This is a genomic window from Jatrophihabitans sp., assembly GCF_035474675.1.
Taxonomy (GTDB): Bacteria; Actinomycetota; Actinomycetes; order Mycobacteriales; family Jatrophihabitantaceae; genus Jatrophihabitans_A.
This window is the reverse complement of record NZ_DATINC010000010.1, coordinates 76414-88704: the sequence shown is the minus strand read 5'-3', so window position 1 is coordinate 88704 and position 12291 is coordinate 76414. Positions and strand designations below refer to the sequence as shown.

Annotated in this window: 13 protein-coding genes; 6 read left to right on the top strand and 7 right to left on the bottom strand. The window is 70.7% G+C overall.

Annotated elements, in window-relative coordinates; translation table 11 throughout:
- Position 1 precedes the first annotated feature (1 nt).
- The 4 genes from VLJ82_RS00910 (at position 2) to VLJ82_RS00895 (ending at position 3717) form a co-directional block, all read left to right on the top strand.
- A complete protein-coding gene (locus tag VLJ82_RS00910; RefSeq protein ID WP_408661436.1) occupies positions 2-961 on the top strand; it encodes a VWA domain-containing protein in 960 nt (319 codons plus the stop codon).
- Positions 962-1066: 105 nt separating this feature from the next.
- Complete coding sequence (fabG, locus tag VLJ82_RS00905) at positions 1067-1771, top strand: 3-oxoacyl-ACP reductase FabG (protein WP_408661435.1); 705 nt, start codon at positions 1067-1069, stop codon at positions 1769-1771.
- Between the two features lie 98 nt (positions 1772-1869).
- Positions 1870-2637, top strand: coding sequence for an enoyl-ACP reductase FabI (fabI, locus tag VLJ82_RS00900; protein WP_408661434.1), 768 nt, complete (start codon positions 1870-1872; stop codon positions 2635-2637).
- A 24-nt stretch (positions 2638-2661) separates the two neighbouring features.
- Positions 2662-3717: a ferrochelatase gene (locus VLJ82_RS00895; RefSeq protein ID WP_408661433.1), complete on the top strand. Its 1056-nt coding sequence runs from the start codon at positions 2662-2664 to the stop codon at positions 3715-3717.
- Here the strand turns inward: VLJ82_RS00895 and VLJ82_RS00890 are convergent.
- A complete protein-coding gene (locus VLJ82_RS00890) occupies positions 3623-4471 on the bottom strand; it encodes a hypothetical protein (RefSeq protein WP_408661432.1) in 849 nt (282 codons plus the stop codon). The two genes, VLJ82_RS00895 and VLJ82_RS00890, sit on opposite strands and share 95 nt — an antisense overlap.
- Before the next feature lie 69 nt (positions 4472-4540).
- Here VLJ82_RS00890 and VLJ82_RS00885 point away from each other — a divergent pair, with 69 nt between their 5' ends.
- Together VLJ82_RS00885 and VLJ82_RS00880 are read left to right on the top strand one after the other, a co-directional pair.
- Positions 4541-5374: a DUF3097 domain-containing protein gene (locus tag VLJ82_RS00885; RefSeq protein WP_408661439.1), complete on the top strand. Its 834-nt coding sequence runs from the start codon at positions 4541-4543 to the stop codon at positions 5372-5374.
- A gap of 147 nt (positions 5375-5521) precedes the next feature.
- A complete protein-coding gene (locus VLJ82_RS00880) occupies positions 5522-6313 on the top strand; it encodes a hypothetical protein (RefSeq protein ID WP_408661431.1) in 792 nt (263 codons plus the stop codon).
- A gap of 62 nt (positions 6314-6375) precedes the next feature.
- Here VLJ82_RS00880 and VLJ82_RS00875 read toward each other — a convergent pair whose 3' ends face one another.
- The 6 genes from VLJ82_RS00875 to VLJ82_RS00850 form a co-directional block, all read right to left on the bottom strand.
- Positions 6376-7641, bottom strand: coding sequence for a GNAT family N-acetyltransferase (locus VLJ82_RS00875; RefSeq protein ID WP_408661430.1), 1266 nt, complete (start codon positions 7639-7641; stop codon positions 6376-6378).
- A 68-nt stretch (positions 7642-7709) separates the two neighbouring features.
- Complete coding sequence (locus VLJ82_RS00870) at positions 7710-8465, bottom strand: CPBP family intramembrane glutamic endopeptidase (RefSeq protein ID WP_408661438.1); 756 nt, start codon at positions 8463-8465, stop codon at positions 7710-7712.
- 117 nt (positions 8466-8582) lie between these two features.
- The gene (locus tag VLJ82_RS00865; protein WP_408661429.1) at positions 8583-9074 is read right to left on the bottom strand and encodes a DUF4395 domain-containing protein; all 492 of its coding nucleotides are present in this window, start codon (positions 9072-9074) and stop codon (positions 8583-8585) included.
- 36 nt (positions 9075-9110) lie between these two features.
- On the bottom strand, positions 9111-9737 hold the full coding sequence (locus tag VLJ82_RS00860; RefSeq protein WP_408661428.1) for an MBL fold metallo-hydrolase: 627 nt from the start codon (positions 9735-9737) through the stop codon (positions 9111-9113).
- A 40-nt stretch (positions 9738-9777) separates the two neighbouring features.
- On the bottom strand, positions 9778-10863 hold the full coding sequence (locus VLJ82_RS00855; RefSeq protein ID WP_408661427.1) for an S-(hydroxymethyl)mycothiol dehydrogenase: 1086 nt from the start codon (positions 10861-10863) through the stop codon (positions 9778-9780).
- Between the two features lie 35 nt (positions 10864-10898).
- The gene (locus tag VLJ82_RS00850; protein ID WP_408661426.1) at positions 10899-12209 is read right to left on the bottom strand and encodes a citrate synthase; all 1311 of its coding nucleotides are present in this window, start codon (positions 12207-12209) and stop codon (positions 10899-10901) included.
- Between the last annotated feature and the right edge of the window lie 82 nt (positions 12210-12291).

The window sequence follows — 12291 nt, the reverse complement described above, 5'->3', positions numbered from 1 at the left end:
ACTGATGCATTTCAGGTCGCCGTTGTGGCTGCTGATCCTGCTTGCCGTGGCCGCCGTGGCGCTGGCCTACCTGGCGGTGCAGCTGCGCCGGCGCCGGTTCGTGGCCCGGTTCTCCAACACCCAGCTGCTGGCCAGCGTGGTACCCCGGCGGCCGGGCTGGCGCCGGCACCTGACCTTCGCGCTGCTGCTGGTGGCCCTGACCGTGCTGTCGCTGGGGGTGGCCGGGCCCACCGCCAGCGTCCGGGTGCCGCAGGAGAAGGCCACCGTGATGCTGGCCATCGACGTCTCGCTGTCGATGCAGGCCACCGACGTGCTGCCCAGCCGGCTGGAGGCCGCCCAGCAGGCTGCCGAGGAGTTCGCCGACCTGCTGCCCAAGCGGATCAACCTGGGACTGGTGAAGTTCGGCCGGGCCGGCAACGTGCTGGTGCCGCCGACCCTGGACCGCGATGTCGTCAAGCGGGCCATCGCCGGCCTGCAGCTGGAGCAGTACACCGCGATCGGCGAAGGCGTGTTCGCCTGCCTGGACGCGCTGAACACCTTCAGCCGGACCAGCACCGCACCCAACGAGAAACCGGCGCCGGCCCGGGTGGTGCTGCTGTCCGACGGCTACAACACCGTCGGACGCAAGGTGTCCGAGGCCGCCGACGCGGCCAAGAAGGCCAGCACGCCGGTCTCGACCATCGCCTTCGGCACCGACAGCGGCACCGTCGAGGTGCAGGGCACCGTGCAGGCGGTGCCCTCGGACAAGGTCACCCTGCGCGGGCTGGCCCAGACCACCGGCGGCTCGTTCCACACCGCCGCCTCGGTCGAGGAGCTGAAGTCGGTCTACAAGGACATCGGCTCGCAGATCGGCTACACCACCGCGCAGCGCGACATCAGCTGGCGGTTCATGCTGGCCGGCCTGCTGCTGGCGATGGCGGCCGGGGCGACCTCGCTGCTGTGGTCCGGCCGGCTGAGCTGAGCCCCGCGCCGGGTTCGGCGACCCGGAGCACGTCCGGAGCGGCCCTGCACACAGTTGGGTGGCTTCCGATCCGGACCGCCCCCGGGATCGGCTAGCGTGTCGCGGGTGAGCCGATCTGTGCTGGTGACTGGTGGCAACCGTGGAATCGGCCTGGCGATAGCCCGGGCGTTCAGCGAGGCGGGGGACAAGGTCGCGGTGACCCACCGCGGCAGCGGCGCGCCGGACGGGCTGTTCGGGGTGCGCTGCGACGTCACCGACGAGGCGTCGGTGGACGCCGCGTTCAGCGAGGTGGAGGCCGAGTACGGGCCGGTCCAGGTGCTGGTGGCCAACGCCGGCATCACCGACGACAAGCTGCTGCTGCGGATGGACGAGAAGTCCTTCACCGGGGTGCTGGACGCCAACCTGACCGGCGCCTACCGGGTGGCCAAGCGCGCCACCGCCGGCATGATCCGGGCCCGCAGCGGCCGGATGGTGTTCATCTCCTCGGTGGTGGCGCTGACCGGCGCGCCCGGCCAGGTCAACTACGCCGCCAGCAAGGCCGGCCTGATCGGGCTGGCTCGCTCGCTGGCCCGGGAGCTGGGCAGCCGCAACATCACCGCCAACGTGGTCGCCCCCGGCTTCATCGAGACCGACATGACCGCGGCGATGACCGAGCAGCGCAAGAGCGAGGTGCTGGCCAGCGTGCCGCTGCGCCGGTACGGGGCGGTGCACGAGGTGGCCGAGGTGGTCCGGTTCCTGGCCTCCGACGGCGCCGGCTACGTCAACGGCGCGGTGCTGCCGGTCGACGGCGGCCTGGGCATGGGCCTGTAGCGGACGGTCTTCCACCCGGCCGGCCGTTCCCGGCCGGGCGGTCAGCGGGCGGCCGGTCAGCGGGCGGCGGCCCACCACAGCGAGGAGAGGGCTCGAGCATGGGACTACTGGACGGCAAGCGGCTGCTGATCACCGGCGTCATCACCGACTCCTCGATCGCGTTCGCGGTCGCCAGGGTGGCCCAGGAGCAGGGCGCCGAGGTGGTGCTGACCGGCTTCGGCAGGATGTCGCTGGTGCAGCGGGTAATCAACCGGCTGCCCAAGCCCGCCCCGCTGGTCGAGCTGGACGTCACCTCGGCCGAGGACCTGCAGGCGCTGCCCGACCGGGTCCGCGAGCACGTCGACGGCCTCGACGGGGTGCTGCACTCGATCGGGTTCGCCCCGGCGTCCTGCCTCGGCGAGAACTTCCTGGACGCCCCGTTCGCCGACGTGGCGACCGCGATGGAGGTCTCGGCGTTCAGCTTCAAGTCCCTGGCGGTGGCCACGCTGCCGCTGTTCGGACCGTCCGGCGGCGCCATCCTCGGCATGGACTTCGACGCCCGGGTGGCCTGGCCCGCCTACAACTGGATGGGGGTGGCCAAGGCCGCGCTCGAGTCCACCTCGCGCTACCTGGCCCGCGAGCTCGGCCCGCGCCGGATCCGGGTCAACCTTGTGGCCGCCGGCCCGGTGCGCACCATGGCGGCCAAGAGCATCCCCGGCTTCGTCCAGTTCGAGGAGGCCTGGGGCGGCCGGGCGCCGCTGGGCTGGGACATCAACGACGCCACCCCGGTCGCGATGAGCTGCGCGGCGCTGCTGTCGGACTGGTTCCCGGCCACCACCGGCGAGATGATCCACGTCGACGGCGGCTTCCACGCGATGGGGGTCTGAGGCCCGCCAGGTAGCTTGCTAGGAGTGGAAAGCCCCGTCGAGGAAAGTCCTGTCGACTCGTTCCTGCTGCTGTCCTTCGGCGGTCCGCAGGGCCCGGACGAGGTGCTGCCGTTCCTGCGCAACGTCACCGCCGGCCGCGGGGTGCCGGACGAGCGGCTGGCCGCGGTCGCCGAGCACTACTACCACTTCGGCGGGGTCTCGCCGATCACGGCGCAGAACCGGGCGCTGCTGGCGGCGCTGGGCGAGGAGTTCGGCCGGCGTGGCATCGACCTGCCGCTGTACTTCGGCAACCGGAACTGGCACCCGTTCCTGACCGACACCGCCCGGCAGCTGGTGGCCGACGGCCGGCGGCACGCGCTGGTGCTGGCCACCAGCGCGACCGGCTCGTACTCCGGCTGCCGGCAGTACCGCGAGGACCTGGCCCGGGCCAGCACCGAGCTGGGGACGGCCGGTGCCGGGCTGCGGTTCACCAAGCTGCGGCACTACTTCGACCATCCCGGCTTCGTCGCCGCCAACGCCACCGCGGTGCGCGCCGCGCTGGCCGAGCTGCCGGCTGAGCTGCGCGAGGCGGCCCGGCTGGTGTTCACCGCGCATTCGGTCCCGGTGTCGATGAACGCCACCGCCGGCCCGGACGGCGGGCTGTACCTGGCCCAGCACCGCGAGACCGCCCGGCTGGTGGCCGAGGCGGTGCGCGGCGCCGGGGCGGAGTTCGACCTGGTGTGGCAGTCCCGGTCCGGGCCGCCGCAGGTGCCGTGGCTGGAGCCGGACGTCAACGACCACCTGCGGGCGCTGGCGGCGGCGGGCGTGCCCGCGGTGCTGGTGGCGCCGACCGGCTTCGTCTCCGACCACCTGGAAGTGCTGTGGGATCTAGACCAGGAGGCCCGCGAGACCGCCGCCGAGCTCGGGCTGCGGTTCGTCCGGGCCGGCACCGCCGGCACCGACCCGCAGTTCGTGGCCGGCCTGGTGGACCTGGTGGAAGAGCAGCTCAGCGGCCGGCCGCGGGCCCACCTCGGTCGGCTGGGGGTGTGCGGACTGCACTGCCCGGCCGGCTGCTGCCCGGCACCGGCCCGCCGGGGCTGACCGGCCGGCTGAGGTCCTCGGCCGCGGCGTTGTAGCCGGCCAGCAGCGCCCGGCGGACCGCCAGCCGCAACGGGGCCAGTGCCTGCTCGCGCTCGGCGACGGCGCGGGCGGTGAGCTGCCCGGTGTCGTCGGAGTCGACCACCGTCAGCACCGCGGACAGCCGCTCGGCCTGGGCGATCAGCCGGACCCCGCGCGGCGGGTGGCTGGCCGGCAGGTGCAGCCGCTCACCGGCCCGGCGGGCGTCGGAGAGGGCTGGCGCGATGTCGGACAGCCAGCTGGTGATGCCGCGCCGGGCGAACAGCGACGCGGTGTCGCGGATCGACTCGGCAAGGTCGTGTTCGGCGTCGGCCATGCTGACCGGGTCCGGCGGCAGCTCGCCGACCTCGGCCCGGTGCCAGATCAGCTCACGGCCGGCGCTGCTCGGGGTGTCCCGGCCGGGCAGCACGGTCAGCCCGAAATCCCGGCCGAAGACCGCCTCGCCGGCTGTCAGCGCGGCGGTCCGGAACTCGACCGGGCCGGCCAGCCCGCGGATGTCGCCGGGCACCGGCAGGGCCAGCACCAGTACGGACGTGCCGGCCCGCTTCCACTCGGCCAGCGCGGTGCCGACCGGGTTCGGCCCCGGGCCGAAGCCGGGCCCGCCGACATGGCGGCCCGAGCCCGTGACCGCGTCGAGCACGTCGTCGAAGGCCACCGATCCGGCCAGCCACGCAGAGCCCCAGGCGGCGAGCTGGGCGCATCGTCGTTCGTTCGGCACAGCTACTCACGCTACCCAACCGTCCGGGTCGGCGTGGGTTCCCGGCTGCCGGAGGCGGGCCTGCCTAGGCTGCTGGGCGTGTATTCCGACGACGTGCTGGCATCTCGTTCTGCCCGGTCCCGCAAGGCCGTCCGGCAGGTGCCGGCGGAGCCGGACCTGGTGGTCGAGACGCCGGAGGGTTACTGCGGGGCGGTGGTCGCGGTCGGCCGGACGGTGGTGGCCGGCGAGCAGCGCGACACCGTCACCCTGGAGGACCGGTTCGGCCGGCGCCGGGAGTTCCCGATGCTGCCTGCCAGCTTCCTGCTGGAAGGCGAGCTGGTGACGCTGGTCCGGCCGGCCCCGGTGCCGGTCGCGCCGGCGGGTCCGGGCCGTACCGCGTCCGGCTCGGTGGCAGTCGCCGGGGTGCGGGCCCAGGTCGCCAAGGCCAGCCGGATCTGGGTGGAGGGGTTGCACGACGCGGCCCTGGTGGAGCGGATCTGGGGCGAGGACCTGCGGATCGAGGGGATCGTGGTGGAGCCGCTCGGTGGCATCGACGAGCTCGAGCAGCTGGTGCGCGATTTCGCGCCGGGCGCCGAACGGCGGCTCGGGGTGCTGGTGGACCACCTGGTGCCGGGCTCCAAGGAGAGCCGGATCGCGGCCACCGTGACCTCGCCGCACGTGCTCGTCAACGGCCACCCGTACGTCGACATCTGGCAGGCCGTCAAGCCCACCGCGCTCGGCATCCCGGCCTGGCCGGTGGTGCCGCGGGGTGTGCCGTGGAAGGACGGCGTGGCCGCGGCGCTAGGCGTCTCGGATCCGCGGGAGATGTGGCGGCGGGTGCTGGCCTCGGTGAACAGCTACGCCGACGTCGAGGTGCCGCTGCTGCGCTCGGTCGAGGAACTGATCGACTTCGTCACCGCCTGAGCCTGGCAACCCCGAGGCTCGATCGGCTTGTTGGCAACCACCGGGTCCATCCGTGGCGAATCACCCCTATCAGCCATCAGCTTTGCATGCTTGGGCTCGCAGCGAGCCTGGGCCGGTGGCAGCAGGCTACGCGTAAGCTGTTACGGCATGAGTTGGCACTTGACAGTCGGCGAGACCGCCTTTCTTGCGCCAGGAGGTGTAATTCTCGGCGCCATCGTTTCATATTTTGCGGTTCGCAAGTCAGCTATAGATAACCTTCGGGCTCAAGAGAAAACCATAGTCGCCAACCGCGAGATCGCCGAAGCCAGCCAACAATTCGAGACGGCTCGCGAGCTGTCGCGGCACGCGGAAGCGGCCTCCAAAGAGGCTCGCGAACATCGGCGTAGCGCATATGCGGAAGTAATGCAAATTCTTGGCCCGCTTCAAGACCTCATCCTCGGTCTAAGCACCGCGATTTTGCTGCAGAGGAAGACTGGGAGGGTAAATCCTGGAATTTTACCAAAGGATTTCCAATCCTTATGGTCTTATTTTGAGGAATTTGCAGACAAGTTCGCCGAGTATTTGCGTGTGAGCGGACCGATAATAGCTCTCTCTGGCAGCAATGAGATGCGTCAAACCTTTACATACTTGACGATACCCGAAGTATTTGTTCGATATTATTGTAAGCTACCGAAGGATTTAACCCCTACCAAAACTGAGTTCTTTTGGTATAACAATATAGAAGACGAGATTTTGATAAATTATTTCATTAAGCCTGCTGGTTTGGAATCTGCCAGCTATTTGCGAGGAATGGAATTAACGCTAGCTACCTTAGACCGTATCTTCCATTGGCAGGTGGGAAAAATGCGTGAAGAGGTGGGTTCCGGCGATAAGATTCCTGAATTCTTTCTCAAAGCCACCGAGAGCCGGGAGCACGAGTCATTTCCGCCTGACTTGTAAAGGTTTGCCTCTTGATCACTACTGACTAGCCGAGTGGTCGCTAGCGGGCGATCACCTGGCGGTCAGAATGGGGTGGCGTTCCAGGGCCGCCGGGCGGTCCAGAACATCGCCTCCAACCGGGGGGCGGCGCCGGGCGTCTCCTCCTCGACCAGGCCGGCCAGCTGTTGCGAGCGCACCGTGTGGCCGCCCAGGTAGATCCCGGCCAGCGCCCGTTGCGACAGCCGCAGGTCCGCCGTCGCCGCCGGGGCCGGCCGGCACTCGGCGTGCGCCGGGCCGCCGTCCAGGCTGAACCGGCCGGCCGCCCAGCCGCCGTCGGGGTCCAGCACGTCCAGCACCAGCCGGTCGGTGGCGGCATAGCGGCGGGCCGACAGCGCTGCGGGGACGTCCAGCAGCCGCAGCCACTCGTTGTCACCGGTCCAGGTGCGCTGCACCGCCCGGCCGTCGGACAGCAGCCACTCCAGCGGCTCGTCCACCGGGTACCCGTCCAGGGTCAGCACCCGCACCAGGTCGAGGCTGAGCAGGTAGCCCCACAACGCCCGGTAGGCGTCGTCGGTGGCGGCCAGCACCTCGTAGACCCGGGCCTGGGCCTGGTCCGGGTCGTGGAACCAGTCGCCGTCGTTGGCCCCCCAGCAGGCGTAGCCGTCCACTCGGCCGTCGGCGTCGCGGGCCAGCACGCAGACCGGCTCACGCGCGCCGGGCGGCCGCAGCCCGTCCAGGCCCAGCCGGCGTCGCCAGTCGGCACCGGTCCGGGCGATGTGCCCGGCCTGCCGCAGCCGGACCCGCTGGTGCACGTCGGCGGCCGGCTCCACCAGCTGCTCCGGGTCGGCGCCGACCAGCTGGTACGGGGTCCGCGACGGCAGCACCCGCGGACGCCGGCCGTTCAGGATCCGGTAGTTGGTGCCCTGGACGGCCGGCCAGTACCCGAAGCGGCCATAGATCTGCCATTCGGCGGCCTTGAGGAAGCTGGCCACCTCGCCGCGTTCCTTGGCGTCGGCCAGCGACTGAGTGAGCATCCGGGTCAGCAATCCCTGGCGCCGGTGGGTGGCCGCCACCGTGACCTGGGTGAGCGCGTCGACCGGCAGCTCGGCGCACGCCGCCGGCCCGGCCGGAATGGTCAGGGTGGTGGCGAAGGTCCGCAGGGTGGCCACGCAGCGACCCTCGGCATAGCCGCCGAAGATCCGGTCGGGGTCCCAGACCTCCCGCCACCAGGCCAGCGCCTGCTCGCTGCTGCCGGCGCCGGGATCGACCAGCAGCGTGGTGCGCATGCTGCGCAGCCAGGGCGAGATGTCGTCGTACGGGACATGCCGGATCTCGACGGTCGAGGTCATGGCCTGACCCTGTCACAGGGCCGGCGGGGGCGTCCTGTCATTAACCCGGGACGCGCCGGGGCACGTGGTCAGAGCCAGCCGACCCGGCCGTGCAGCGCGGCGTAGCCGACGAAGCTGACGATGTCGATCACGCTGTGCGCGATCACCAGCGGCAGCACCCGCCGGGTGCGGGTGAACCACCAGCCGAACAGCAGCCCCATGACCAGGTTGCCGACGAAGCCGCCGATGCCCTGGTAGGTGTGGTAGCTGCCCCGGATCAGCGCGCTGACCAGCACCGCGCGGCCGGCCGGCCAGTCCAGCTGCCGGAACCGGGTGAGCAGGTAGCCGATCATCACGATCTCTTCGAGCACCCCGTTCTGGATGCCCTCCAGCACCAGCACCGGGTAGCGGTACCAGATGTCGGCCAGACCGGACGCCTGCAGTTCGGCATTGATGCCGAGGTGGCGGGCCAGCACCACCAGGCCGAGGCCGGGCAGCCCGATCAGCGCGGCGATGCCCAGTCCCTGCAGGGTCTCGCGCTTCGGCCGCAGCCGGTCCAGGCCGATGCCGAAGCCGGGCAGCGCCGGCATCCGGCTCAGCAGCAGCAACGCCAGCAAGGCCGGCACCACGCCGTTGAGGATGCCGAGCAGCTGGTAGGACAGGTCCACCCAGGCGCGCGGGCTCTCGGCGGGGTTCAGGGTGGCGGTGGCGTTGCGGAAGCCGCCGCGGGTCTGGATGTCGAGGAAGTTGATCCAGGAGCCGATCGCCGAGATGCCCAGCGACACCCCCAGGACCAGCAGCACCTCCAGGCCGAGCCGGTCCGGACGCCGCGCCGGCTGGTCCACCGGGCTTGCTGGCTGGGCTCGCGGGTGCAGCGGCTGGTCCACCGGATGCGCCGGCTGGACCGTCGGCTCGCCGGCGGCGGTCAGGCCGGTTCCCGGCACCGGCGAGGCAGAGGTCACCTATCCATTCTGGCTGTAGCGCAGGCGCACGTCATCGCAGGCCCGGCAGACGGCGGGTGAGATGACGCCGGCCCGCATCAGCTGTGCGAACAGCAGGCAGCCCAGGCAGATGGCGAACACCGACTCCAGCGTGGCGGCCAGCACGATCAGGCCCAGCAGCACCCGGGCCAGCCCGATCGCGCCGAACGCCAGCCAGGCCAGAGCGGCGGCGCTGCTCAGAGTGGCGCCGATGGCCTGGGCGAACCGCTTGGGCGGTCCGGGCACCGGTTTCGGCACACCCAACCGCGGGGCGACCAGCCGGGTGGCCAGCAGGCCGAGCGGGCTGAACCGGGGGCCGGCGGCGACCCGCAGCAGGAAGCCGACCGCGATCGGCAGCGACAGCCAGGTCAGGCCGGGCAGCAGCGCCAGCAGGCTGAGCAGCACCACGCCCGCGGCCACCACCCGGGCGGCTTTCTCGTTCACCGGGTTGGGGAAGCTGAACAGCTCGGTCACCAGTCCCAGGTTAGTTCGCCGACCGGCCGCGCGCGATCAGTGGCCACGGGCGATCCAGTCGTCCAGGTGCGGCACTTCGGCGCCGATGCTGGTCGACTCGCCGTGGCCGGTGTGCACCACGGTCTCGGCCGGCAGGACGAACAGCTGGGAGCGGATGGCGTCGAGCAGGGTGCCGAAGTTCGAGAACGACCGCCCGGTGGCGCCCGGCCCGTCCTTGAACAGCGTGTCGCCGCTGAACACCACGCCGAGGTCCGCGCTGTAGTAGCAGGTGCCGCCGGGGGAGTGCCCGGGAGTGTGCCGGGCCTCCAGCACGGTGCCGGCGACGGCTATCCGGTCACCGCCGGCCAGCGGCTGGTAGTCGAAGTCCGGATGAGTCTGCCGCCACAGCACCTCGTCGGCCGGGTGCAACCGGACCGGTGCGCCGGTGGCCTCGCTGAGCTGCCGGGCCGCGGTCACATGGTCGTCGTGGGCGTGGGTACACAGGATCGCGACCAGCCGCCGGTCGCCGATCAGCTCCAGGATCGGCGCCGCCTGGTGCGGGGCGTCGAGCACGACGCATTCGCTGTCGTCGCCCAGCAGCCAGACGTTGTTGTCCACCTCCCAGCTGCCGCCGTCGAGGTTGAAGGTCCCGGAAGTGGTGGTGTGCTCGATCCGCGCCGTCATCGCCCTCTCCCGCTCTTCGCGCGAGCGCCCGTCGCCTGTTTTAGAAGACGACGACCGAACGCAGCACCTCGCCGTGGTGCATCTTGGTGAACGCCGCCTCCACGTCGCCGATGCCGATCGTCTCGGTGACGAACTTGTCCAGCGGCAGCCGGCCCTGCAGGTACAGCTCGATCAGCATCGGGAAGTCCCGGGACGGCAGGCAGTCGCCGTACCACGACGACTTCAGCGCGCCGCCCCGGCCGAACACGTCCAGCAGCGGCAGCTCCAGCGTGGCCTCCGGCCGGGGCACCCCGACCAGCACCACGGTGCCGGCCAGGTCCCTGCCGTAGAAGGCCTGCCGGTAGGTCTGGGGCAGCCCGACCGCGTCCACCACGACGTCCGCGCCGAAGCCGCCGGTGGCCGCCTGGATCGCCTCCACCGGGTCGGTGGCGGTGGAGTTGACCAGCTCGTGCGCGCCGAACTCCTTGGCCCACGCCAGCTTGCGGTCGTCCACGTCGACCGCGATGACCTTGGACGCCCCGGCCAGCCGCGCGCCGGCCACCGCGGCCATGCCGACCCCGCCGCAGCCGATCACTGCCACCGTGTCGCCGCGGCCGACCGCTCCGGTGTTGATGGCAGCACCCAGGCCCGCCATCACACCGCAGCCGAGCAGCCCGGCCACCGTGGCCGGCGCCTGCGAGTCCACCTTGGTGCACTGGCCGGCCGCCACCAGCGTCTTGTCCGCGAACGCCCCGATGCCCAGTGCCGGGGAGAGCTCGGTGCCGTCCTCCAGCGTCATCTTCTGCTTGGCGTTGTGGGTGTTGAAGCAGTACCAGGGGCGGCCGCGCCGGCAGGCCCGGCACTGGCCGCACACCGCCCGCCAGTTCAGGATCACGAAGTCACCCGGGGCGAGGTCGGTCACGCCGTCGCCGACCTGCTCCACCACGCCGGCGGCCTCATGCCCGAGCAGGAACGGGAATTCGTCGTTGATGCCGCCCTCGCGGTAGTGCAGGTCGGTGTGGCAGACGCCGCACGCCTGCACCGCGACCACCGCCTCGCCCGGGCCCGGGTCGGGCACGTTGACGGTGACCAGCTCGACCGGCTGGTCCTTGCTGCGGGCGATGACGGCGCGGACTTGTTGGCTCATGGCTACTGTCTACCCGACCCCACCGACATCCGCTCTCAGGACCGGTTCCTGCGTTCCGGGTACGGGCGGCTGGCCGGCCCGGTGTAGAGCTGGCGCGGCCGGCCGATCTTGGTGTCGGGATCGTTGATCATCTCGTGCCACTGGGCGATCCAGCCCGGCAGCCGGCCGATCGCGAACAGCACCGTGAACATCTTGGTCGGAAAGCCCATCGCCCGGTACAGCAGGCCGGTGTAGAAGTCCACGTTCGGGTACAGCTTGCGGCTGATGAAGTAGTCGTCGGCCAGCGCGTAGCCTTCCAGCTCCATCGCGATGTCGAGCAGGTCGTCGCGCTTGCCGAGGGCCGACAGCACCTGGTCGGCGGTCTTCTTGACGATCGCCGCCCGCGGGTCGTAGTTCTTGTAGACCCGGTGCCCGAAGCCCATCAGCTTCACTCCGGCTTCCTTGTTCTTCACCCGCTCGACGAAGCGCTTGACGTCGCCGCCGTCGGCGCGGATCGTCTCGAGCATCTCCAGCACCGCACTGTTGGCGCCGCCGTGCAGCGGGCCGAACAGCGCGTTGATACCGGCAGAGATCGAGGCGAACAGGTTGGCGTTCGACGAGCCGACCAGCCGCACCGTGGAGGTGGAGCAGTTCTGCTCGTGGTCGGCGTGCAGCACGAACAGCAGGTCCAGCGCGCGTACCACCACCGGGTCCACCTGGTACGGCTCGGCCGGCAGCCCGAAGGTCATCCGCAGGAAGTTCTCCACCAGGTTGAGCGAGTTGTCCGGGTACAGAAACGGCTGCCCGACCGACTTCTTGTGCGCGTAGGCGGCGATGGTGGGGAGCTTGGCCAGCAGCCGGATGGTGGACAGGTCCACCTGCTCGGGATTGAACGGGTCCAGCGAGTCCTGGTAGAAGGTCGACAGCGCCGAGACCGCCGAGGACAGCACCGGCATCGGGTGCGCGTCGCGCGGGAAGCCGTCGAAGAACCGCTTGAGGTCCTCGTGCAGCAGGGTGTGCCGGCTGAGCCGGGAGGTGAAGGCGGCCAGCTCGTCGGGCGAGGGCAGCTCGCCGTAGATCAGCAGGTAGCTCACCTCGGCGAAGGTGGACTTCTCGGCCAGCTCCTCGATCGGGTAGCCGCGATAGCGCAGGATGCCGGCGTCGCCGTCGATGTAGGTGATCTGGGAGGCGCAGGAGGCGGTGTTGGCGAAGCCGGGGTCGTAGGTGACCAGGCCGGTCCGCGAGAGCAGCTTGCTCACGTCCACGCCGGGGGCGCCCTCGGTCGACGGCACGATCTGCAACTGCAGATCCTCACCGCTGCCGGTGTGCAGGACAGCGCCGGTGGCGCTGGTGGCGGTCTCAGTCATGGTCAGACTCCCTTGTCCTGTTGTGCCTCAAACCCTACTTCGCCTGGCACGCGGGCTTCGAATCAACGCCTTCCCCCGTGCT

Excerpts from the sequence above, each read along its gene's own strand:
- VLJ82_RS00860 (WP_408661428.1), bottom strand. The coding sequence starts at position 9,737 with ATGACGGCGCGGATCGAGCACACCACCACTTCCGGGACCTTCAACCTC.
- VLJ82_RS00875 (WP_408661430.1), bottom strand. The coding sequence starts at position 7,641 with ATGACCTCGACCGTCGAGATCCGGCATGTCCCGTACGACGACATCTCG.
- VLJ82_RS00850 (WP_408661426.1), bottom strand. The coding sequence starts at position 12,209 with ATGACTGAGACCGCCACCAGCGCCACCGGCGCTGTCCTGCACACCGGC.
- VLJ82_RS00880 (WP_408661431.1), top strand. The coding sequence starts at position 5,522 with ATGAGTTGGCACTTGACAGTCGGCGAGACCGCCTTTCTTGCGCCAGGA.
- VLJ82_RS00855 (WP_408661427.1), bottom strand. The coding sequence starts at position 10,863 with ATGAGCCAACAAGTCCGCGCCGTCATCGCCCGCAGCAAGGACCAGCCG.
- fabI (WP_408661434.1), top strand. The coding sequence starts at position 1,870 with ATGGGACTACTGGACGGCAAGCGGCTGCTGATCACCGGCGTCATCACC.